We start from the raw sequence: 23,423 nt of genomic DNA, 5'->3' as shown, positions 1-23,423 counted from the left end.
AGTCCCCTAGTTTTCCATCAATAAGGCGCGCATGGCCACTGCTGCAGATGACAGCTGCTGTCGTCGGCGCCTGATAATCCCCACTCGCCGTTCGATACATCGTCCGCTTATCGGCTTACAGCGGGCGCCCAATTGATGCATCTGCTCCTCACACAGCGCTGGCACCAGCGCCACACCCAGGCCAGCGGCCACCATTGCCCCCACGGTAGTCAGTTGAAACGCCTCGAAGATCGCCGGGGGCGAAAGTGACTCAATGGCGAAGGCCGCTTCCGTCCAGCGGCGGGTGCTGGAGCCCCTGTTCAGGGTAATCACCGTATCGCCGAGCAGGTCTTTTATCCGCAGGCGATTGCGCGCCAGTAAGGGGTGTGCCTCTGGCAATACCGCCACGAAGCGGTCGGTGAAAAGCGCTTCAAATTCCAGCCCCTCGCTATCGTCTGGCTCAAAGGCCACGCCAAGTTCAACACGGCCAGCGCGCACGGCATCAATAAGCTCCTCCATGACGATATCGCGCACCGCGATATCAATATTGGGGAACTGCTGCCGGTAGGTCGCCAATACCGCAGGCAGGCGTGTGCTGGCAAACGAGGGCATTGCCGCAATGGTTAGCTTGCCCTGCTGTAAGCTATACAAACGCTGCAAGTCGGTAAAGGCATCGGACCAGTCCCGCAGCAGGCGCTGAGCGGTGGGCAGAAACGCACTGCCCTCGGGACTTAAACTCAACGACCGGGTCGAGCGCAAAAACAGGCTTCCACCCACTTCATCTTCGAGGTTCTTCACCGCCATGCTCAGCGCCGGTTGCGATATATTCAATTGCTCACATGCCTGCGCGAAGCTGCCTGTCTCGGCCACAGCAACGAAGGCGCGCAACTGTTTAACACTGACATTCATAATTTAAACTTATCAATTAATAATTATTATCAATTTGATAAAAATATCTCAGCAAGGCAGTCTACGTCAATTACCCTATCATTCGCTCCAGCTATAGAGACATCGAATAATGAAAAACTGTCTTTGGGAACCCTCAGCGGCCCGCATTCAGCGCAGCCAACTGAGCCAATTCTTGCAGCAGCTCGACCGAGACCAGCAACGCCAGTTCGACAACTACGCCGACCTACACCGCTGGTCGGTGGAATCTCCCGAGGCCTTTTGGCAATCGGTGTGGGACTTTTGCGATATTCGCGCCTCACAAACGAGCGACCAGGTTCTGGTGGACGGGAACCAATTTCCCGGTGCGCGATGGTTTCCCGATGCTCGTCTGAATTTCGCTGAAAACTTACTGCGTAACCGCAGTGATAAAACCGCGTTGGTTTCACGGCTGGAGAACGGCCGGCGCGAGACGATCAGCTATGCCAATCTGTACCAACAAGTCAGCCAGTTAGCCCAGGCGCTGCGCAGTGCTGGCGTTGGTCGCGGCGACCGCGTTGCCGGCTTTATGCCCAACACCAGCGAAACCGTCATCGCCATGCTGGCCAGCGCCAGTATTGGCGCAGTCTGGTCATCGTGTTCCCCTGACTTCGGCATTAATGGCGTGATGGATCGCTTTGGCCAAATCCAACCCAAAGTACTATTTGCCTGCGACGGCTATTTCTACGGCGGAAAAACCCTCGACAGCTTGCCGCGCGTGTCGCAGATTAAAGCGCAGATCAGCAGCATAGAGACGCTGATCATTGTCCCCGTCAGCCGCACCGCCGAGGAAATACCGCTGCCAGAAGGGGCGACATTGTGGGCGGAGACACTCGCCGCCTATTCGCCAAACGATATTGCGTTCGAGCAGCTGCCCTTCGACCACCCGCTGTACATCATGTACTCATCGGGCACCACGGGGGTACCGAAGTGCATCGTCCACAGTGCCGGCGGCAGCCTGATTCAGCACATGAAGGAGCACCGCTTACACACCGATCTAGGCAGTGAGGACACGCTGTTTTACTTTTCCACCTGTGGCTGGATGATGTGGAACTGGCTGGTAAGCGGCCTCGCCTGTGAAGCGACCCTTGTTCTATACGACGGCTCTCCCTTTTACCCACAGCCGCAATCGTTGATGGACATGGCCGACGATGAAGGCATTTCTATTTTTGGCACCAGCGCCAAGTACATAGAAGCCCTGCAAAAAGCCGGGGTAAAGCCCGCTGAAAGCCATCAACTCAGCGCCTTAAAAGCCGTGTTATCAACGGGTTCGCCATTGTCCGACGAGAGCTTTCGCTATGTGTACCGGCACATTAAACAGGATATTTGCCTGTCATCGATTTCCGGCGGCACGGACATCCTGTCGTGCTTTGTTCTCGGCAACCCCTGCCTTCCCGTCTATGAGGGTGAGATTCAGTGTCTCGGCCTGGGTATGGCAGTAGAGGTTTGGGACGATGATGGCAACGCCGTTGTCGGTGAAAAAGGCGAAATGGTCTGCACTCGCCCCTTCCCCAGCGCCCCCATCGGGTTTTGGAATGACCCCGACAATGCCAAATACCGCGCGGCCTATTTCGACACCTACCCCAATGTCTGGGCCCACGGAGACTACGGCGAGATCACCGAACACGGCGGCATGATTATTCACGGCCGCTCCGACGCCGTGCTCAACCCCGGCGGCGTGCGCATTGGCACCGCGGAAATTTACCGCCAGGTTGAAAAGGTTGCCGACGTTGTCGACAGCATCTGCATCGGGCAGCAGTATCAAGGCGATGTGCGAGTTGTCCTATTTGTGGTGCTGCGTGAAGGCTGCACACTGGACGACACCCTGCGCAATACCATCCGCAACACCATTCGTCAGGAAACCACGCCGCGCCATGTACCGGCAAAAATTATCGCGGTGGCAGAAATTCCACGCACGATCAGCGGCAAGATTGTCGAGCTGGCGGTGCGCGATGTGGTTCACGGAAAAACCGTGAAAAACGTCGATGCCTTGGCCAACCCCGATGCGCTGGCCCTCTTCAAAGACTTGCCGGAACTCCAGTAAGGCAGAACCGTCCTCTACAAAATACCCGGCAATACCGCTTTGCGGTGTGCCGGGTAATTGTCAAAGGTCTGCCGATACCACTGGTGGTTACTGAGAGCGCGGGGAAGCAAATTCGCCAAGGTCCACAACAGGAAGACAGCCCCCGCCCATGACCACGTTGCGAGCGCCCAGCCACACCACACCATGATTTCTCCCAGATAATTGGGACACGATACCCACTCATACAACCAGCCACGCGGTATTTTGTAACCGCTCTCTCCCGGCTTGCGCAGCGCGGCTAACATGGCATCGCTGCGACGATTGACGTAATAGCCGACGAAAAACAGCGCGACGCCGAAGATCAAGCGCGGGTCAGTGAGCCATGCCGCGGTGTAATCCATCGCCAGCGACGACCAGGACAGTATGCTGGCGTTGAGAAACGAAATGCCAAAGTTGGTGAACAGCGCGATCAGCGGCAGTAACAAGGGAGTTTTATCGCCCGGCTTAACGCTGCGCTTAAACGGGTAGATAAAACTGCGCTGGAAGTAATGCACCTGCCACAGCGCAAACAGTAATAACGGCACGGGCTGCCAGGCGTTGTCACCCATAAAATAGATCACCGCAAAGCCGATTGACGACGGCGCCTCCATGATGACCCATGCCACGCGCGTCGGTACTCCCGGCCCCCACCACCAAGCGCGATCCTCGGTATCGTGGCGGCCATACGATGCCTTAATAAAAAACTGTAGTACCACAAACACCAACACCGACATTGCCGCGTAGGCCATTAGCAGGCCGTCGTGCCACTGTATAACCGTCATAACAACCTCACACCACATAAGTCTTCAGACTGGCGCCATAGCTCCGCTGCCAAAACCTGATCCTGCGCTGCCGCCACCGCCGCCACCTTGGTGGGCGGGCCGCGAAATTCAAAGGGGCCGGCTGGGCCGATATAGTCACCACCGCTCACCGCTGACGACGTCGCCGCGTACAGCGTTGGCCAGGCGCCCTGCTCTGCTGGCTGCGCCAAGATTCGATTACCCAAATACGCAATCCACTCCCACAGGCGGCGCCGGAACCCCGCCGGCGCATCGCTGGCATAGGCGACGTTGGTTGCCGCATAGCCCGGGTGGGCCGCAACACTGAGGGCCTCCATGCCCGCGGCGTCAAAGCGCCGCTGTAACTCCAGTGCAAAACTCAGATTCGCTAATTTGGCGCGCCCGTATGCCGCGACTTTGGAGTAAGGCGTGTGCTGCCAATTCAGATCATTCATTAGCAACTGCCCTTTGCGCGCAGCGAGGCTGGAAACCGTTACCACCCTCGCCTGTGTCGCCGCACGCAGTGCCGGCAGCAGCTGCGCAGTAAGTGCAAAATGGCCAAGGTGGCTGACAGCAAACACCATTTCGTGGCCGCGCGCATTGCGCAACAGTGGCAGGCCCATCACCCCCGCATTGTTTACCAAGCAGTCGAGCTGCCCATGTGTGGACAAAAACGCGTCAGCCGCACGGGCAACTGAATCTAAGTCTGACAGTTCCATGGTTATGGCCGACAGCTGCGCACCAGGCACAAGCTGCTGAATGCGCTGCAGCGTTTGGTTGGCCTTTTCCTGGCTGCGGCAACTGACCACGACCTGTGCTGAGCGCGCCGCCAGCTGCACCGCCGTTTCAAAGCCGATGCCGCTATTCGCGCCAGTGATCAGCACAGTTTTGCCCGACAAGTCGGCAATTTCATTCGGAGTCCAGTGCGCCATGAATTCCTTTTCCTCTATAGTGGTAGCCTCAACGACGCGCGACATCTTACCCGGAGGCTCCCTTGGCACGCTCACACTGCGACGCATGCAACCGCCCAACAAAAACCTGCCTGTGCGACGTTATTGTCACGCGCCGCTGTGCATATGAGCTGATTATTCTACAAGACCCGAAAGAGGCACGGCACGCCCTCTCCTCGGCCCCATTACTGCAGCGCTCCATACAAGATAGTCGATTAGTCGTCGGCGAGTATTTTCAGCCCGAGGCCTTGTTGGGCCCAGACTGGCGCAAGCGGTGCCTGCTAATCTTTCCCGGCGAAAACCCGCTCAGCGCGGCGCAAGCGCAGCAGCGTCAGTTCTCTCAGATACTGCTGCTGGATGGCAGCTGGCGAAAAGTCCGGCGACTGCTGCACTTGAACCCCTGGCTTACAGAGCTGCCCTGCCTCGCTATTACCCCTTCAGCACCCAGCCAATACCGCATCCGAAAGTCACCCCGCAGCGACGGCCTGTCAACCATCGAAGCCGCCGTGGCCGCGCTGAATGCGCTTGACCACAGCAGCAACTATACCGACATCCTCGCCGCCTTCGATCAGATGATCGATTACCAAATTGCCGCCATGGGCGCCGCCACCTTTCGCAAAAACTATCCCGCCTAATCTCGTCTAACCCAGCCTATTTCTTCCTATGCGCGCCTTGTATGGCGAGCGTGGCGTCGACGCCGCGACGTTGACTTATGTAACGCAATTATATATCTTGCCGAGCAACTTATGTAAACCAATTACAAAAATAACGAGACATGATGCAGCTACACTGTTCGCAAGACCGCCGTAAAGGCAAAGGCCTCGCCCGATGAAAGTACTGGTAACAGGGGCGTTTGGTAACCTGGGGCAATTGGTGGTGGAACAGCTATTGGCCGACGGCCATCAGCTGCGCTGCTGCGACCTAGATGCGCCACAACAGCGGCGATTAGCCAAACCCTATCAAGCACGCTGCGAAATCCTGCTGGGCGATATTACTGATAGCGCCCAGCACGCAGCGCTGGTCGACGACATGGATGCCATCGTCCACCTCGCCTCAATGCTGCCCCCTTTAACCGAGCGTGCACCCGCTGTCGCTCATCAGGTAAACGTCGACGCTAGCCGTTCACTTATCGACCAGTCGCAAGCGCAGGCGCGGGCCCCGCTGTTTATCTTTCCATCGTCGGTAACCGTGTTCGGACACTCACAGCGCGAGGCGCCACTGCGCCGTTGTGCAGACCCGGTGATCGCCACTGACCACTACACCGAGCACAAGCTTGCGGTTGAGCAGTACCTTCAGCAATCGACTATTCCCTGGGTGATTATGCGAGTGGGGGTTTCGGTAGACGCTCGCACCACGCGAACTGATCGCGAGGTGCTTCGACAGCTGCTGGAGATTCACCCTGACACGCCGCTGGAATACATTCACCCCCGCGATGTCGCGCTAGCGATTAGTCGAGCTCTGAGCTGCCCCGCCGCGCAAGCCAAAACACTTTTACTCGGTGGCGGGGAACGCTGCCAAATCAATCAACGGCAATTCATCAATACCGCGTTTCAAGCGGTGGGATTGCCACTACCAGAGGGTATTCACGGACAGGCAAATTTCTACACCCATTGGATGGATACGCGCGAGTCCCAGGCACTGCTGAATTATCAACGGCACAGCTTCGAAGACTACCAGCAGGAAATACACACGCTCTTTGCCAGCGTCAGGCGTCTACTCTGGCCACTTCGGCCGATATTGCGGCCGCTTCTGCCAACGGTGCTCAAGCAACTTTAACCCTTAAACTTATGCAGATAATGATAAAGGTGTGTTCTATGAAAACGCAGAAAAACCACCGCCTTCCTCTCACACTGGCAGGACTCATGGCGGCAACCCTGCCCCCCGCCGTGGCGGCGAACCAAGGCAGCTCCGCGGGCGTGATTGAAGAAGTGATCGTCACCGCGCGAAAACGCGCTGAGAGCATTCAGGAAACGCCGGTCGCCGTCACCGCGATCACCGGGGACTCGCTACGTGAGCAGGGCATACTCGGCGCTCAGGAGTTGAGTAAGTCGGTGCCCAGCCTGCAAATCAATAACAGCACATCGCCACAAATTTTTATTCGCGGCATCGGCCAGCGAGCGCCCTTTGCGCGCTTCGACCCGTCAGTGAGCGTGTATTTAGACGGTATTTTCATCCCACGTCCGGATGGCCAGCTTTTGGATACCATCGATGTAGACAGCGTTCAGGTTCTGCGTGGGCCGCAGGGAACGCTGTTCGGTAAGAACAATACCGGGGGTGCCCTGGTCTTCACCCTGACAAAACCGGGAGAAGAATTCGGCGGCTATATTGAGGGCAGTCTCGGTAACTACAATGAGCAGCGCCTGCAGGCCGCGGTCGACTTACCCATCAATGATGAATTGCTGACCCGCATATCGGTAAACACCCGCCGCCGCGACGGCTTCCTGAAGGACGCCACCGGCCGGGAAAATCAGTCGATCGATCGGCTGTCTGCCATTTTCCAAACGCGCTGGCTGGCAAGCGATGATTTAACCATCGACGGTTTTGCCTTTGTCGGCCGCACGCGGGAAAATTTCCCCTCGTACCACTGTCGGATTGTCAACGAAGATGCCCTCTTTGTGAACGGCCTCGGCATACTTTGGCCCGGTGACACAGACCCAAACAACCCCTCGGCCTACAAAGACAATTGTGAGGCAAACTCCCGCGAGTCACAGGCAGACCTGCACACCAATCAAGGCGATAGTCAGCGTCAGAAAAAAGACCAAGACGAGCTTATGCTCGGCCTGACCTTTGACTACCAGTTCAGTGCAGACCACAGCATGAAGTCTATTCTGGGCTACCGCGACGCAACGAAATTCAACCCGCAAACGACCGCAGACGAAGGCGGGCCAGCTGAGTTTTTGCGAGCAGACCTACTCGACGACAGCCTGCAAGAATCGCTTACCTTTGAACTGCAATTCAACGGCGTTTTGTTCGACAGTGTCGACTACGCGGCGGGTATCTTCTGGCAAGACGAATACAAGTCCGAGCGCTTTAACACTGCCAACCCACTAGTCGGTGCCGAGCCCACCAAATTTCTTGGTTTGGCAGCTGGCCAGCAAGGTGTAGACATTGGCGTTGTCGGTGACTTGCTCAACACACTGACTGGTCTTGTTCCCGGTGGCACACTACCTTTGGTCGCGGGCGCACTGCCATTGGCAACCGTTCAGGACTTTGAAATCGACGGTGAAACCTTTGCTGCGTTTACTCAAGCCACATGGCACATCACCGACAACCTAGAGGTTACGCTGGGCGGGCGCTACACCGAAGAGACGCGCGACTCCTACTTGGTTACCCGCAGCGCCGACCTCGCTGAAGTGACCTCCATCATTTCTAGTGCAGACCCACGCTTTGTTCCGGTATTGCCAGATATGGGGGCCATGGCATTTTTGGGGCGTTGGTCACAAGACCCACTCACCATTGCCAACAACATCTTGCGCGAACGTTTCACTGGCGATATTCGAGCGCCCTTAGGCGATGCGAAAATCGACCAGCGAGAAGACACCTTCCGTCAATTCACACCGATGGCTTCTGCCGCCTATATCTTCCCCGAGGAACTGCTTGACGGCAGCATCATCAACTCGGCGATGGTTTACGCAACATGGAGCAACGGTTTTAAGTCAGGCTTCCAGGAGCCATTTGGCTTAGACGGCCTGAGCGTAGTTGAACCCGAAGAGCTCGAAAACCGCGAAATCGGTATCAAGATCGATGCGCTAGAACGCTCTCTGCGGATCAATCTTGCGGCCTACTCCATGACGTTTGAGAACATGCATCTAATCACTGTAAATGTTGATTCGAACAACACCTTGGTAGTTGGCTCGCAAAATGCGGGTGAATCAGTAATCGAAGGTGCCGAACTGGAGGTAATGTGGTTCCCGTCAATGAACACCATGGTCAACTTCACTTACAGCAACAACAATTATCGCTATGAAGAATTCATGGATAACGACCTGAAATCCCTGGCGCTTCGTGGTGAGTTTGTTCCCATCGACCGCTCAGATGAAGAGTTTGCTGTTTCGCCAGAAGAGACCGCCGCACTCGGCATTCAATACACCTTCAACACTGACTATGGCCGCTTTGTACCACGCCTGGATGCCAGCTATAAAAGTGACGTCTACCTTGGCCTTGACCGCGGCGCTTGGGAGGCATCAAAACGCAAAGAGGCTCTCAGCTACGCCGACGCGTACGTGTTATTTGATGCACGCTTCAGCTGGACGAACGACCGCGATGACTTAAGCATTGCCGCTTATGTGAAAAACCTGACCGACGAGCGCTACGACATTGGTGCAGTAGCCGCCGGAGACAGTATCGGCACGCTCACTACCGTGCTCGGCGACCCGCGCACCTACGGCATAGAACTTCGTAAAACCTTCTAACCTTCCTGTCATTCGGCAGTGTTCGGCCCACCCTCCGGCCACTGCCCTTTTTTTTACGAGCGAATTGATGAATCCTGTTACAGCTAAAACGGCCTTGATCACTGGCGCCGCCGGTGGCCTCGGCAGTGCGCTGGCGACGCTTCTGGCCAGTAAAGGCTGCCACCTCGCACTGGTTGATATCAACGGCGATACACTCAAACAATTAGCGGATTCACTGGAGGGACAAGGTGTCACGATTTCTTGTCACACCGCCGACCTCTGCGACCGCCATCAGCTGATTGATCTAGTCGATGCACTGAAAGAGCAGTACACATCGATTGATATTCTGATAAACAACGCAGGGATCACTCTGCAGAAAAGTACTGAAAATCACCGCCAAGCGGATTGGGAAAAGGTCTTCCAACTGAATTTTTTTAGCGCTGTGTTTCTCAGTCGAGAATTGCTGCCGCTGCTCAGAAACAGCGGGCAAGGACACATCGTCAATCTTTCGAGCATGGCAGCATTCTTCGGCCTTCCCAGCCAGTGTTCGTATAGCAGTAGCAAAGCGGCCCTGCAAAAATTCAGTGACTCGTTACGCGCGGAACTGAGTGGCGAGGGAATCGGCGTCAGCTGTATTCACCCGGGTGCCATTAAGACCAATATGATTCTGGCTACACTCAAAGAATCGGACGATGTACAGCAGGCAGAGAAAAATATGCGACTGGCGCAGCGCGTTGGTGTGAGTGCGGACTATGCCGCTCAGCGCATTGTACGCGCCATAGAACGCAATAAGCGCAGTATTTGTATTGGCGTCGACGCGAGGGTATTTAAAATTGTCAGCGGCGCATTTCCCGGCCTGTTATCACAGCTGCTGGCAAAAACATTTGCTCGCCTGAGCTAAGCGACAGGTCGCTTAGCAGCGGTGCAGGGCCGCGCTACCTATCATGGCATTTTCCACAATGCCAATGCGGTCCTGCCCCCATAGCACTAACTCGCCATAGCGAAAACTCGGCACGCCCCAGCAACCCATGGCATACATCTCTTCCAGGTTTTTTTGCACCGTGCCCCGCCAGTGTTCATTGCCGAGTTGCTGTCGCGCCGCCTCCCAATCCAAACCGCAGCGCTGAATAATGCGCTTGAGCCCACGATCGCTGGCGGCATCAATACCTTGGGCATTTACGCCGCGGGCAAAACTGAGTAAAAACGGTAGCAAGCGCCCGCTAGACTCCGCGTAGTCACAAAGTGCATAGCAACGCTCCACGGCATCGCCCAGCGGATCGGCAACAAAACCGTACTCCAGGCCCTGCTTTTCCGCCTCCCGAACCGTGTCATGAAAAATATACATTTTCTTGTCAGGAGGTACAGGCATCCCGCGCATCATCATCGGCAGCACCGGCTTCACCTCAAGCGCGATGCCGTAGTGCTCACTCAGCTGCGCCGCCTGCTCTAGCGCCAAGTATGAATAGGGGCTGCGCGCAGACCAATAGAGCACTAAGGGCAGATCGGGATCGACAACATCGGAGCGCTCACCGCGACAAAAACCGGTGTAGCTACGCGTATACACCGCCTTTTCGTCCGGCCGCTTTGCACCGCCTTCGGCAATAAGCCGCCGTTCAAGGTGATCCAGCCGGTCCACGCCCCAATACCATTCCGGCGCACAGTAAATCATCGCCCCAGCGTAATGCCCCAGCATTTGTAAGCGTTGAGAATTTTCCGCCAGGCACTGACGGGCCCAGGAATCCAACGCGAGTAATTGCGTCGGCATCCGCCCCCGCCAGAGCGCCGCCAGCAAGGCGCGCGCCTGCCGCGGGAAATCGTCTACGGGTAACGACAGCAGGGATACCGCCGTATGGTCGATAGCGGCCTGCTCTAACGCGGGCAATTGTGAGGGAAAGTCTAAGTTGTATAGCCTGGCAAGATGTTCAGCGTCGCGACAGGCATACTCCCGCCACATGGTTTTTTCCGGGTACATGTCCTCGGGCGACTCGACGATCACCCACCACTTTACCTCGACATTAAAACGCGAGCAGACATCGTCCATCACTTGCAAAAGCAAATAGCTGTAGGGGTCATCAACGCGAATGAACACATCGAGCGTATGCGGCCTACCGGCCAAACGCCGCTTCGCGCTGTGGTAGACGCGCCTAAGGGAAAGTAAGGACTTACTTGAAAGCACCCGGGCAAGGTGCGGCATTAGCGGGTTCATATCACGACTCGGCTTGCTGGGCTTGCGGAAATTGCACGCCACAAACGCGGTTGCGGCCAGATTGCTTGGCAAGATACAACTGCTCATCGGCAACTTTAAGCAGGTCCGGCGGCTCTAGTACATCGCACCGGGCGGTGGTAGCAACCCCAAGACTCACCGTTACCGTTGCCGCCGTTTTCGATTCAACGTGGGGGATCGCCAGCTCTTCAACGGCCTGACGCAATTTCTCGGCAATATGTTTGGCGCCCTCCAAGTCGGTATCCGGTAACAGGCAGACAAATTCCTCACCGCCGAAACGGGCGAGCATATCGCGTCCGCGCTCAACACTAGAGGCCAGCGCCGACGCTATCGACTTTAAACATTGATCACCATCCAAGTGACCATAGTGGTCGTTGTAGAGTTTGAAGTGATCAACATCAACCATCAGCAAAGAGAGGGCAGAACCCGAACGGTGACATGCCCGCCATTCGGCATTCAGCCGCTCATCGAAAATGCGTCGATTGGGCACGCCGGTCAAACCATCCAGGGAAGCAAGCATGCGCAGCGCATCGGTTTGCGCTTTCAGTGTGAGCTGCGTTTTTACCCGAGCCCTAACCACTGCGGGGTTTACTGGCTTGCTAATAAAATCGACAGCGCCCACCTCCAGGCCGTGGGTCTCCTCTTCGGGGCTATTTTGCGAGGTCACAAAAATCACAGGAATGTGGGCGGTATCGGCATCCTCTTTCAAGCGTTGGCAGGTTTCCAGGCCATCCATACCCGGCATGATCACGTCCAGCAATACCAGATCGGGCTGTTTGTCTCGACACAGCGCCAGAGCTTGCTCGCCACTCGTCGCCATGAACACTTCGTGATCGTCAGCGAAAATCTGATAGAGGGTCTGGATATTCACCGGCTGGTCGTCGACGAGCAGTAGCTTTGGCAGCGACCGCAACATCGGCTTCACCCAGTCGAGTGCCTTTTCCGTCATTGTTTACCGCTCCGTATTCCTGTTTTGCGCGTCGAGCTCTGCCTTAACACGCTCCAACGCAGCAAGGGCGCCGGCAAAATCGAGACTCGCTATAGATTCTGCCAGTATCTCGGCTCCGGCGACCGCTGCCAAGCCCCCTTCCGCGCGGAGCGTATCGTGCACGGCCATCGCGCGCATATTGCTGTCCCGAAGGAGGGCTTCTAGCTCCTCACAACCGCTGAGTAGCTGCGCGGCATCCACCTTGGTGCGCCCTTCATCGCCAGCACTGGGCGCGGGCGTCAACTGGTTCGCCAACTCACTAAAAACGGCACACGCGCGTTTTAATTCAGCGTCTGCACGCTGGAGATCCTCGGCAAGGGCCTCGGCACTTGCCCCCTGTTTACAAGCATCTTCAAGGTCACCCAACATCTGCGCCAGCGTCGAAGCCCCCAGCGTGGCGGCAACGCCGCGCACAGTATGCAGTTCACGAGTGGCCAGCGGCGCGTTATTACCACGCAGACTTTTCTCAACCAGCTTGATATCGCCGCAATGCCTGTCGGCAAATCGTCGCGCCTGCGTGGCCAGCAGGCCGCGATTATTCCCCATGCGCAGCAAGGCTTCCTTAAAATTGAAGCCCTCTGGTGACGCTGGCAAATCGGGCTCGTCACGCTCAACGACAACCGCTTCATCAACCACTGCGTCACGCCCGGCAGCCTTTAACACGGCATCAACCAATTCAGACAGCTCAAATGGCTTACCTACATGATCATTCATTCCGACGTCTAAGCAGGCCTTGCGATCAGATGGCAGGGCGTTGGCGGTCATCGCGATGATGGGCAGGTCTACCAGGCCCATTTCCTGGCGAATCTTCCTGGTCGCTGTCAGGCCATCCATCTCCGGCATTTGCAAATCCATCAATACGGCATCAAAGGGCGCTGCACTCGTGCGTATTTGCTCCAATGCCTCTAAACCGTTTTCAGCCAACTCGATCTCAGCGCCCTCCAATGCCAGCAGCTCCCGTGCCACTTGTTGGTTGGTGAGGTTGTCCTCCACTAATAACAGACGCATGCCTGCCAGCGAGCCCTTCGCCACGGGGCTGACAACCTCGTTCGTGTGGCTGTCACCCACCTCGGAGACTGCGCCTATCGGCTCGGCCCTCGCCGGCGAGCTCGGTGCCACAGCATGTGTCAGCGCTTCGCTAACAGCATTGAGAATATCTGAGGCGGTTACCGGCTTCATCAAAAAACCATCCATCGGGCTGCCGCCCTCGCGCTCTTCCTGCGCGTATACATCTTTCGCGTGGGCGGTCACCATCACCAGTTTTGGACAGCGCTCACCCTGCTCGCGGCGGATCGCCTCAGCGGTTTGCCAGCCGTTCATGCCCGGCATCATCCAATCGATAAACACGACGTCGTATGGCGCCGAGGCAGCGCGGATTTTTTCCACGCCGGACTCGCCATCCGCCGCTTCGTCGCAGTGCCAGCCCATCGACTCGCAACTGGTAGAGATGATCTGTCGCGCGTTGGCGTTGTCATCAATACACAGTATACGAAGACCCTGTAAACCCTGAGAGAGTTCACGCGCACGCGGTGCCGAGCGCTCTGCCCCTTCGACATTTTCTAACAACAGGCTAAATGAAAACGTACTGCCGCGGCCTTCCTCACTGTCGACTTCGAGTTCACCACCCATCATGCGGATCAAGCGCTGACAGATCACCAGGCCGAGCCCCGTGCCGCCATATCGACGAGTCGTTCCCGCCTCGGCCTGAGAAAAAGACTGAAAAATGCGCTGCTGCTGTTCAAGCGACATGCCAATACCGGTGTCGCGAACGCTGAAACCCAAAACAATGCGCTGGCGCTGCTGGTGCTGCACCACCACACTGATCATCACTTCGCCGCTATCGGTGAACTTCACGGCATTCCCGGCGAGATTGATAAGCACCTGCTTGATACGCAGGGCATCACCACACACCTGACTGGGAATGGCCGGGTCCACATTGAAGAGTATTTCCAGTTGTTTTTCGTCAACATTCATACTCAGAATATTGGCGATATCGCGCAAGACCTCGTCCACGCTAAAGGGGTGAGGGTCCAGCAACAGCTTACCGGCCTCGATTTTGGAGAAATCCAGAATATCGTTGATGATCCCCAGCAAGGCCTCGGCGGCGCCACTGGCTTTTTGCACATAATCGCGCTGCCTTGCATTGAGGCCGGTATGATCCAATAGGTTTAGCATCCCCAGCACCGCATTCATCGGTGTGCGAATTTCATGGCTCATATTGGCGAGGAATTCGCTCTTTGCTTTGCTGGCGTCCTCCGCCACCGCCCTGGCGTGCTCCAGCTCGCGCTGTTCTTGCTTGCGGGTGGTTAAGTCCACGGCCACGCTGAGGAAGCCCAGTACATCCCCCTCGTCGCTGAGCATCGATACGGTTTTTAATAACACTGGGAACTCTTGCCCATCCCGTCGACGAAATACCCACTCTCGTTCATCGCTGAAACCCGCCTTTAAAAGCGAATAGGTATCGAGCTCACCGCCCTGCTCAATCGCCTTTTCACGCAGGGCCTGGTTAAATTCGTCGCCGACAAAGAAGCTGTTGATATAGCGCTGGCCTACCACCTCTTCTTGGCGATAGCCGAGCATTTTTTCCGCAGCGGAATTAAACAGGGTGATTTTGCCCCTGGGGTCGCTGGCGATAATTCCGTAGCCGGCCTTTTCAAGAATTGCCCGCTGAGTTGCCAAGGTCTCACTCAGGTCCTTGGTACGCTGGGCCACCACCTCTTCAAGGGACTCATTGAGCTGGCGCAATTTGCTGCGCGATTCCTTCTCCTGGCTGATATCCCGGACGATCATCGCCGCGCTGGTTATTTTGCCCGCGACCTTCACAGGCGAGACATTAATAGCGACCTCAATACGGTTACCCGATTTATCTTTCCGGTGCGTTTCCACATGCGGCACAGGCACACCCGCGCGCATCTGCTTTAGAAAAAGCTGCTCTTCATCTCTGCAGTCATCCGGCAAAATCAGTGACGCCGTCGTCTTCCCTACCACCTCGTCTTCGCGATAGCCGAACAGCAACTCTGCCGCTGCGTTCCAGCTAATCACCACGCCATCCAGACTGACCGCGATCACGGCATCGTTACTGCCATCAATAATCGCGACTCGCTCCGCATTTCGCTCAATGGCTTCGTCGCGTCGGCGCATATTCACAACGAACTGAAGAAGTAATATGAAGGTGATCAGCGTAAAGCACACAAAAACCGCCGCATTAAAACGCAGCATGCGAAATACGGCATCATCAACCAGCGCTTGATCGGCGGCGACAACCAACGTGACCCAATGGCGGTCATCGTAGGTCAATCGCTGTTTCAGTGAGTACCAAGTGGCTTCCCCACCGCGCTCACGATAGGGCCTGAGGCCATCGGCCATCGGCGCATCGAAGGCCTGCCCCCACTGATAGGACGGCCCAAGTTCGTAGGCCAGGGTTTTTTCACTGTAGGGATGCAACAAAAAATGCTGCTCTTCATCGAGGAGGTAAACTCGGTAGCCCTGCGGCAGGTCTTCCCGGATCAATCGCTGGCTATAGCTAAAATCCAGATTCATCACGACCACGCCAAACAAACGCTGTTGCGCGTCGAAAACCGGCGTCGCTATTCGCAGCGTGGGCCACAACGGGCGCTCAATCTTCCCGCGCTCGCGGTTAAAATTAACCCGCGAAAAATACACCTCGCCTTCATTGAGCTTGCTCGATTCTTTAACGTAGTCACTGTGGCCTTTTTGCTGCAACTGAGACTGGTGAATAATTTGAACGGACTCGCCATCACTGTCGACGCGCACTAATTCCCGCCCACCATCATCCATTCCGATAAAGCGCAGCTGACGCACCTCACCGCGGCTGTACATGTAGGCACTAAAAATCTCTTGTAAGCGCTGCTGCCAGTCTTGCAGGTTGCTGCGGGTATCGGGGTCTTCCCCGGAATTTTCCGAGGCGCGCATAATGCCAGAGATGGGCGGCGTGTTCGCCAGGAAAAGCGTGTCGCTTTCGTACTGGCCTATGTGGTTATCCAGCGCTCGCGCGCGGCCATCGAGAAGGCTGCTCAACACCTCACCAACCGCCGACACTTCCTGTTGATAGGCACGGCGCTCCGCCAGCGGAAACATCACAATAAATACACAGAGGAAGACCAGCAGCACACCGGCGAGTAATCGCGGGCCAAGCGTGTTGTAGATGTCCTTCAAGCGCTTAAAAATCAACATGCATCCTTTTGTTTCATCCGGAGGGGTCACAACGGGATGTTACCGTCATTCTCGCACACCCTCCTTTAAAACATAGTGCACCGCCGCACAGCAGAGCTGTATTCGTATTGGCCCCTAGCCTTCTACCGATATTGGTAAGAATCAGCGCGATAACGCTCACAATAACAACGCCTTGAATTCAATCGGCGCTGTCTTCCCGTCGTCGCTCCAGTACGCGCCGAGCCCTTGCGACAAAGGCCGCGTTGGCCTGCGGGTGTGCCGGCTCTCCGAGGTGCTGACGCCACTGCTCACTCAGGGCCTCCATACCGACAACCCGGGCATGGTACTTGTCGTTCGCCGCAACAAGCTGCCACGGTACCGGCTGGGAGCACTGCTTCAACATGTACTCATAGGCCTGGCAATACTGATGATGAAACGGAAAGCTATTCAGGTCAGCATCGGTGATCTTCCAATGCTTCTCCGGGCTTTCCAAACGGGTCAACAGACGATTGCGCTGCGTTTCTTTATCGATGTAAAACAGCACCTTAACCACCATAATCTGGTCGTCAACTAACATCCTTTCAAATTCGGCTATCTCGCGACACGCACGCTCCCGCTCGTTGTATCCGTGCTCGACATGTTCCACCAGAATACGCCCGTACCAAGAGCGGTCGAATACACACAATTGCCCGGAGGTAGGCAGGCGCCGCCAAAATCGCTGCAGGTAGTGCTGCCCCGCCTCTATGGCATCCGGGGGCCCAATGGCATGGACCCGCACCCCTCGGGGGTCCATATACCGCAGGGCACGTCGCAAAAAGCCCCCTTTCCCCGCCGCATCCGGGCCCTCCACCACGAGTATTGCACGGCGTCGGCTTCGGTATAATTGCAGCTGCAAAGCCATTAGATCGAGCTGGAGTTGGTCGCGCCGCTGACGGTAGAGTTTCTTTTCTAAAACAGGGTGTTGTAACGACGATAAGTCAATTTGAGTCAAAGAGCGCCCTTCCCTTAATTAACCACCATAACGTTGCTTCATTAGCGGGTCTTCGGGGGACTTCAAAAAGTCCGCTGCCAAGCAGTCTAGCAGCGCTTTATGCTCAAGGTCTTGTAGCCAATGCTGTGGAATATCATCGAGGCCGCGCCAGGCACCCAATAGCTGCCCCGCCAACGCGCCGCAGCTGTCACTTAAACCACTGTGATTAACCGACAGCACCAGACCAGAGGCAAAGTCCTCGGCGCACAGCAGTGAGTACAAGGCAACGGAAAACACGTCCAGGGCCATAGAGTCGCCACAGAGGGATTCTGCGGCACTGGCCGAGTTTGGCTGGGCATTGGCCAACTCAACGGCGTGATCAATGGCTCGGCGCAAGGGATGGCTATCTTTATTAGACCGCAATTGTTCGTCAATCCGCGCCAAGCACGCCTCAGGCGGGTGACCATACAACAAGCCGAGCAACAGTATACCCAGTGCACCACCGGTTAAACGACCATTAATGTGGCCATCGCTAAGGGCGCTAATATCAGCACTGAGCGAGAACATCTCAGCGCGCAGTGCATCTCCCCAGAATTTGCGCGTGTCACTAACAAAGTGCACGGCAAGGGGCGCAATTCGACTCAAACCGGCACCAAACTGATATTGGTTGTCAGCCGTTACACCGGCCTGCTGACCTTTAGTTAACACCGCCAGAAAGCTATCGCGCGCCGCACGCTGACTGTAAAGCTCGCGCTCTGCCAACAGGAAACTGCCCTGCTGCCCTGTGGTGGTTGTGGTCTGCGTGGATAGCCAACGTAAGTCCGCGCGATGAATAAAACTTCGCAAATCAGGCTGCTCGCCTCGCGCGCTCGCCACGCGGTAGCGAAGTATCCCTTCGGCGGTGAACATAAGGCGTTGCGTGTCGTCAGTGACCGCCCCCTTCCTGCCGTAGGCTGGCATATAGTCGAGTACGCCCTGCTCTCCGTATTGCTGGACAATATCGTCGAGACTAAAGAACTGTACCGGGGCGCCGAGCGCATCACCCACCGCTCCGCCCAGCAAGCATGCTCTTTGGTAATCGGCACTGTTCGCTGCCCAGTGCTCGCTCTGTTCGGCCATTTTTTCGCCTCACCTTTCACCATCCTCTTACCAGTGTAGGCCCAAATACTGCGGCTTGCGGCTGAGACACAAACCAGCCAGTGCGAGTACTAGCTTGATTTACCGAACAGGAAACCAAATATCTGTAAATTGCGTAAACGATTAAAAACAACACGAGACGACAACATGATTTCCAAGGAAGCCAATGCCGTACACAGCGCATTACTGGAAGCGGGCCTAGAAACACCGATGCGCCCCCGAAGCTCATTGAATGACGACCAAAAAAAGCAGCGGATCGCCGATTTGATGCTGGGTGTTATGGAAACCCTCGGCCTCGATCTCAGTGATGACAGCCTTGAAGAAACGCCATCGCGGATTGCAAAAATGTATGTAGATGAAATTTTTTGTGGCTTGGATTACAACAACTTCCCGAAAATCACCAATATCGACAACAAAATGCGCGTCGAAGAAATGGTTAAAGTCAGTGGCGTTAGCGTAACAAGTACCTGCGAGCACCACTTCGTTACCATCGATGGTGAGGCCACGGTGGCCTATATTCCCGGCGAGAAAGTGATTGGATTATCAAAGATTAACCGGATCGTGCGTTTCTTTGCGCAACGGCCACAGGTTCAGGAACGCCTAACCCAACAAGTGTTGGTCGCCCTGCAAACATTGCTGGAAACCGAAGACGTTGCAGTAACCATCGATGCGATTCACTACTGCGTGAAAAGTCGCGGCGTAATGGACACTAACTCACGTACACAAACCACTGCCCTGGGTGGAAGTTTTAAAAGTGACCCCAGCACGCGAAATGAGTTTCTAAGCCAGAGCTGCCGCTAACGCGGCAGTCGCCTTCCCCCGCCTAAATTAAGTGCTCATCGCGCAGCGGCGCTACTGAGATGCGCATTTCGACCTCTTCGCTTTTCGTTGGTTGGCCCAACATCTCGTCATAGGCGCTGCGCTGAATCAGAAAAAATGTTTGGCAACGACAGGTGGCCAAACGTCTCCGCAAGCTTGTTATGTCTCGCGTTAACATTCTCTTGCCGCGCTCATAGACCGGAAAACTAACGCCGCCAATAATGGCCGAAAGGACATACATGCCGCCATCGAGAGAATGCACCTCGATCTCGGATACAGGGTAATGATTCAGGTCGTCAAATTCACATTTCGTCATAGGTAACCTCCGACTAGGTATACGCAGGCAAGGTAAAAGGCGTTTTGCGATCCGTGTGAACACACCGTTATCGATGGCGGCCGCTATGGCATAATTGCCGCGACGTAAACGAGGGAGAAGATCAAATGGCCATGCCAACTCTGCGCGATGCAACCTTGAACGTGGATGGACGAGTCGCACTACTGTGTTTCCAGCGCGACGACATCCGCAACGCCCTAACGGGCAGCGCGCTCATCGACGACATCTGCGATACCGTCACCTGGGCAAACCAAAACCCCGCTATCTCCTGCTTAATTCTCACTGGTGAGGGCCGCGCCTTTAGTGCTGGCGGCAATGTAAAGGAAATGCGCGACAAGCAAGGTATGTTTGGCGGCAACCCTGCTGAAATCAGCGCCAACTATCGCAATGGCATTCAACGCATCTCAAGAGCAATGCACAATGCCGAGGTGGTTACCATCGCTGCGGTAAATGGCGCTGCGGTCGGCGCTGGCTTTGACCTCGCATGTATGTGCGATCTGCGTATTGGCTGTGACAGCACCCGCTTTGGTGAAACCTTCATCAATTTGGGAATCATTCCCGGTGACGGTGGGGCCTGGTTTCTGCAGCGTTTAGTCGGCTACCAACGTGCCGCCGAGTTGAGCTTTAGCGGACGTATTATTGAGGCAGACGAAGCCCTCGCTTTGGGCCTGTTATTGGAAAAGGTCTCAGACGACACACTTTTGTCCTGCGCCCAAGGCTATGCAAACACCTATGCCAGCAAGCCACCACAAGCACTTAGGCAAACCAAACGTCTAATGAAGCTTGCACAACGCCAGGAGCTGGACGATTTCCTGAGCGTTTGCGCCGATGTTCAGGCCCAGTGCCACCAAACAGAGGATCACATGGTGGCGGTAAATGCATTTTTTGATAAAACCACGCCCGAGTTCAGCGGCCGCTAATTAGCACTTGCTGTTAGGCCCTAGCGCGCTGGGCTGACATCGATGCGATCGACAACGCCCTCGCGCTCGTCAAACACTTCCATGCTGACCGTAAAACCCCACAGCTTAGACAAATGCTTCAGCACCTCTTTGGCATCGTCGGTGAGCGGTCTGTCGCGCAGCCGAGTGTATCGCAGCAGCAGCGAGCGGTCGCCCATGTGCTCATAGCGAAGCACCTGGATGTCAGGCACCAAAATATCGCGATTGTATTGCCGTGACAGTAGGCGCCGGACGTCACGGTAGCCCTCGTCATTATGAATTGCCGCCACCTCGACAAAATCGTTTTTCGCTTGATCCGCTATGGCAAAAAGGTGGAACTCGCGGATTAATTTTGGCGACAAATACTGCGCGATGAACGACTCGTCTTTGTAGTTACGCATCGCAAAATCAAGCACCTCGCGCCAATCTCGCCCCGCAATATCGGGAAACCAGGCGCGGTCCTCAGCATCCGGTGACTCGCAGATACGGCGCAAGTCGCGGAACATGGCAAAACCCAGAGCGTAGGGGTTTATGCCGCTGTAAGCGGGGTGATCAAAGCCAGGCTGCATGACCACATTGGTATGAGACTGAAGAATCTCGAACATAAAACCGTCATCAACCAAACCGCGGTCGTACAGGGTGTTGAGCAAGGTATAGTGCCAAAATGTCGCCCACCCTTCGTTCATCACCTTAGTCATACCCTGCGGGTAGAAATACTGCGCCAGCTTGCGCACGATTCGAACGATCTCACGCTGCCACGTTTCCAGGGTGGGTGAATACTTTTCGATAAAGTACAGCAAGTTTTCCTGGGGCTCAGGGGGAAAATTTGCTGCCTCAGCCGGGGCATCGTCATCGCCCTGCTTTTCTTTGCGCGGCAATGTTCGCCAAATATCATCGAACTGCTTGCGCGCGTGCTCCGCGCGCTCGTGCTGTCGGCGCAACTCGTCTTGCGCCGACAGTGGTGAGGGTCGGTGGTAGCGGTCCACACCATGATCCATCAAGGCATGGCAGGCATCGAGGGTTTCCTCCACGCGATCAATGCCATATTTTTGCTCGCACTCAAAAATATACTTCCGAGCAAATACCATGTAATCGACAATCGCATCGGCGCTTGTCCACTGCTTAAACAGATAATTCCCTTTAAAAAAGGAATTGTGTCCATAGCAAGCGTGGGCAATGACTAAGGCCTGCATCGGCATACTATTGTCTTCCATCAAATAGGCAATGCAGGGGTCAGAATTAATCACCAGCTCATAAGCCAAGCCACGCATTCCACGGCGATAGGCTTCTTCGTTACGAATAAATTCCTTGCCGTAACTCCAGTGGGTATAGCTGATCGGCAAACCCACAGACGCGTAGGCATCGAGCATTTGCTCAGAGGCAATCACCTCAATTTGATTAGGGTAAGTGTCCAAGCCGAACTCTTTGGCAATGCTCGCTATCTCGCGGTCGTAGCTGCGCAACAGATCAAAATCCCAGTCGCCGCCACGGGATAATACGCGGTCTTTCACCGTTTCGCTCACGCCGCCTCCCGCTGAAATAATTCTCGCAGCACCGGATATACATCGCGCCGCCCCATTACCTTGGCGACCGCAAAGTTTTCGCTGTGGATTTGGCTATAGGCGGCGCCTAACGGGGTGATGCTGCTGGCATTGTCAGGCACCTCTACGTAGGCGTAGTAGCGGCAGTGCGGCAAAATATCATCGCGCAATTTAGCCGCGCTGCGTTGCGGATCGCTGCCAAAGGCGTCGCCATCTGACACCTGCGCACCGTATATATTCCACTGGTCTGGCGCATAGCGATCTTTAATGATGTCTTCCGCCAAATTAAGCGCCGACATCACCACGGTACCGCCGGTTTGCGGGTCGTGAAAAAACGCGTGTTCATCAACTTCTTCGGCGTTTGACGTATGCCGAATAAATACCAGCTCGACATGTTCATATTTTCGATTGAGGAACAAATACAGCAAGGTGAAAAAGCGCTTGGCCAGGTCCTTTTTTTGTTCCGACATCGACGCCGATACGTCCATCAAACAAAACATAACCGCGCGACTAATTGGTTTGGGCTCCTTAACCTTATGCCTGAACCGGAGGTCGTACTCATCCAAAAAGGGAATGCGATCGATGCGGTCTTTTAAGTCTTGAATCTCTTGTGGATCAGCGCCACTTTCCTCAAGCTCGCGCAGTTCTCGCTTTAGCGGGGCAGCCAGTGCGATCTTCCTGGCCATGGCATTTTGCAGGCTGCGCCGCACCGACAGGTTTGACGGCACCCCCGATGGGGTATAGCCCGCGCGTCGAAAAGTGAACTGTTTAGCGTCACCCAACACATTCCGCGCTAAACGTGGCAGTTCCAGGTCGTCGAAAAAGAGGTTCATAAACTCCTCTTTTGACAGGGTAAACATAAAGTTATCCTGCCCCTCACCGCCTTCACCCTGGCCGTCACCGCCCTCGCCTTCGCCGCCGCCCCCTTGGGGTTTAGCAATGCGATCTCCGGGGGAAAAACTGTGGTTGCCGGGGTGAACCATTTCCCGGTCGCCACCCTGGCCAATACGGAACTTCGGTTCGGAAATATCTTTTACCGGGATTCCCACCTCGCCACCGCGCCCCATATCGGTGATGGAGCGCTCAGCGACAACGTCTGCCACAGAGCGCTTTAGCTGGGATTTATATCGCCTGATGAACCGCGCGCGGTTCGTCGCATTTTTGTTGCGGTCGTTCAGGCGGCGGTCAATAATCATCGACATATTCGCACCTTG

At 55.6% G+C, this 23,423-nt stretch carries 18 protein-coding genes; 7 read left to right on the top strand and 11 right to left on the bottom strand.

Features of this window, described 5'->3' with window-relative positions; translation table 11 throughout:
* Positions 1–6 precede the first annotated feature (6 nt).
* Positions 7–888, bottom strand: coding sequence for a LysR family transcriptional regulator (locus H573_RS0111915; protein ID WP_027874475.1), 882 nt, complete (start codon positions 886–888; stop codon positions 7–9).
* Positions 889–997: 109 nt separating this feature from the next.
* Here H573_RS0111915 and H573_RS0111910 point away from each other — a divergent pair, with 109 nt between their 5' ends.
* Positions 998–2,947, top strand: a complete 1,950-nt coding sequence (locus H573_RS0111910) for an acetoacetate--CoA ligase (protein WP_027874474.1) — start codon at positions 998–1,000, stop codon at positions 2,945–2,947.
* A 14-nt stretch (positions 2,948–2,961) separates the two neighbouring features.
* On the opposite strand, the gene H573_RS0111905 is transcribed toward H573_RS0111910, so the two are convergent.
* Together H573_RS0111905 and H573_RS0111900 are read right to left on the bottom strand one after the other, a co-directional pair.
* On the bottom strand, positions 2,962–3,747 hold the full coding sequence (locus H573_RS0111905) for a DUF1295 domain-containing protein (protein ID WP_027874473.1): 786 nt from the start codon (positions 3,745–3,747) through the stop codon (positions 2,962–2,964).
* Complete coding sequence (locus tag H573_RS0111900; RefSeq protein WP_027874472.1) at positions 3,744–4,676, bottom strand: oxidoreductase; 933 nt, start codon at positions 4,674–4,676, stop codon at positions 3,744–3,746. The genes H573_RS0111905 and H573_RS0111900 overlap by 4 nt, the downstream gene beginning before the upstream one ends.
* A 62-nt stretch (positions 4,677–4,738) precedes the next feature.
* On the opposite strand from H573_RS0111900, the gene H573_RS0111895 reads away from it, so the two are divergent.
* The 4 genes from H573_RS0111895 (at position 4,739) to H573_RS0111880 (ending at position 9,986) form a co-directional block, all read left to right on the top strand.
* Positions 4,739–5,329, top strand: a complete 591-nt coding sequence (locus H573_RS0111895; protein WP_027874471.1) for a tRNA-uridine aminocarboxypropyltransferase — start codon at positions 4,739–4,741, stop codon at positions 5,327–5,329.
* 193 nt (positions 5,330–5,522) lie between these two features.
* Positions 5,523–6,470, top strand: a complete 948-nt coding sequence (locus H573_RS0111890) for an NAD-dependent epimerase/dehydratase family protein (RefSeq protein ID WP_027874470.1) — start codon at positions 5,523–5,525, stop codon at positions 6,468–6,470.
* Between the two features lie 38 nt (positions 6,471–6,508).
* The gene (locus H573_RS0111885) at positions 6,509–9,106 is read left to right on the top strand and encodes a TonB-dependent receptor (RefSeq protein ID WP_084498046.1); all 2,598 of its coding nucleotides are present in this window, start codon (positions 6,509–6,511) and stop codon (positions 9,104–9,106) included.
* 67 nt (positions 9,107–9,173) lie between these two features.
* Positions 9,174–9,986, top strand: coding sequence for an SDR family NAD(P)-dependent oxidoreductase (locus tag H573_RS0111880; RefSeq protein WP_027874468.1), 813 nt, complete (start codon positions 9,174–9,176; stop codon positions 9,984–9,986).
* Between the two features lie 12 nt (positions 9,987–9,998).
* On the opposite strand, the gene H573_RS0111875 is transcribed toward H573_RS0111880, so the two are convergent.
* The 5 genes from H573_RS0111875 to H573_RS0111855 all read right to left on the bottom strand — a co-directional run bounded on the left by H573_RS0111875 (position 9,999) and on the right by H573_RS0111855 (position 18,559).
* Positions 9,999–11,291, bottom strand: coding sequence for a DsbA family protein (locus H573_RS0111875; RefSeq protein ID WP_027874467.1), 1,293 nt, complete (start codon positions 11,289–11,291; stop codon positions 9,999–10,001).
* Between the two features lies 1 nt (position 11,292).
* On the bottom strand, positions 11,293–12,258 hold the full coding sequence (locus tag H573_RS18025; protein WP_205618934.1) for a diguanylate cyclase: 966 nt from the start codon (positions 12,256–12,258) through the stop codon (positions 11,293–11,295).
* A 3-nt stretch (positions 12,259–12,261) separates the two neighbouring features.
* Positions 12,262–16,491, bottom strand: a complete 4,230-nt coding sequence (locus H573_RS0111865) for a response regulator (protein WP_027874466.1) — start codon at positions 16,489–16,491, stop codon at positions 12,262–12,264.
* 178 nt (positions 16,492–16,669) lie between these two features.
* Positions 16,670–17,461: a polyphosphate kinase 2 family protein gene (locus H573_RS18020; protein ID WP_084498044.1), complete on the bottom strand. Its 792-nt coding sequence runs from the start codon at positions 17,459–17,461 to the stop codon at positions 16,670–16,672.
* A gap of 18 nt (positions 17,462–17,479) precedes the next feature.
* Positions 17,480–18,559: an ADP-ribosylglycohydrolase family protein gene (locus tag H573_RS0111855; protein ID WP_027874465.1), complete on the bottom strand. Its 1,080-nt coding sequence runs from the start codon at positions 18,557–18,559 to the stop codon at positions 17,480–17,482.
* A 165-nt stretch (positions 18,560–18,724) separates the two neighbouring features.
* On the opposite strand from H573_RS0111855, the gene folE reads away from it, so the two are divergent.
* On the top strand, positions 18,725–19,378 hold the full coding sequence (folE, locus tag H573_RS0111850) for a GTP cyclohydrolase I FolE (RefSeq protein WP_027874464.1): 654 nt from the start codon (positions 18,725–18,727) through the stop codon (positions 19,376–19,378).
* A gap of 22 nt (positions 19,379–19,400) precedes the next feature.
* Here the strand turns inward: folE and H573_RS18015 are convergent, their stop codons facing one another.
* On the bottom strand, positions 19,401–19,712 hold the full coding sequence (locus H573_RS18015; RefSeq protein WP_051171250.1) for a DUF6482 family protein: 312 nt from the start codon (positions 19,710–19,712) through the stop codon (positions 19,401–19,403).
* Between the two features lie 125 nt (positions 19,713–19,837).
* On the opposite strand from H573_RS18015, the gene H573_RS0111840 reads away from it, so the two are divergent.
* Positions 19,838–20,650 (top strand): enoyl-CoA hydratase-related protein, encoded by an 813-nt coding sequence (locus H573_RS0111840; protein WP_027874463.1) that lies wholly within the window; start codon positions 19,838–19,840, stop codon positions 20,648–20,650.
* Between the two features lie 20 nt (positions 20,651–20,670).
* Here H573_RS0111840 and H573_RS0111835 read toward each other — a convergent pair whose 3' ends face one another.
* A complete protein-coding gene (locus tag H573_RS0111835) occupies positions 20,671–22,191 on the bottom strand; it encodes a SpoVR family protein (protein WP_027874462.1) in 1,521 nt (506 codons plus the stop codon).
* Positions 22,188–23,411 (bottom strand): YeaH/YhbH family protein, encoded by a 1,224-nt coding sequence (locus H573_RS0111830; RefSeq protein ID WP_027874461.1) that lies wholly within the window; start codon positions 23,409–23,411, stop codon positions 22,188–22,190. Before H573_RS0111830 ends, H573_RS0111835 begins: the two co-directional genes overlap by 4 nt.
* Positions 23,412–23,423 lie beyond the last annotated feature (12 nt).

The organism is Neomelitea salexigens DSM 19753, from assembly GCF_000422345.1.
Taxonomy (GTDB): Bacteria; Pseudomonadota; Gammaproteobacteria; order Pseudomonadales; family Spongiibacteraceae; genus Spongiibacter; species Spongiibacter marinus_A.
This window is presented reverse-complemented; position numbering and strand designations above follow the sequence as displayed.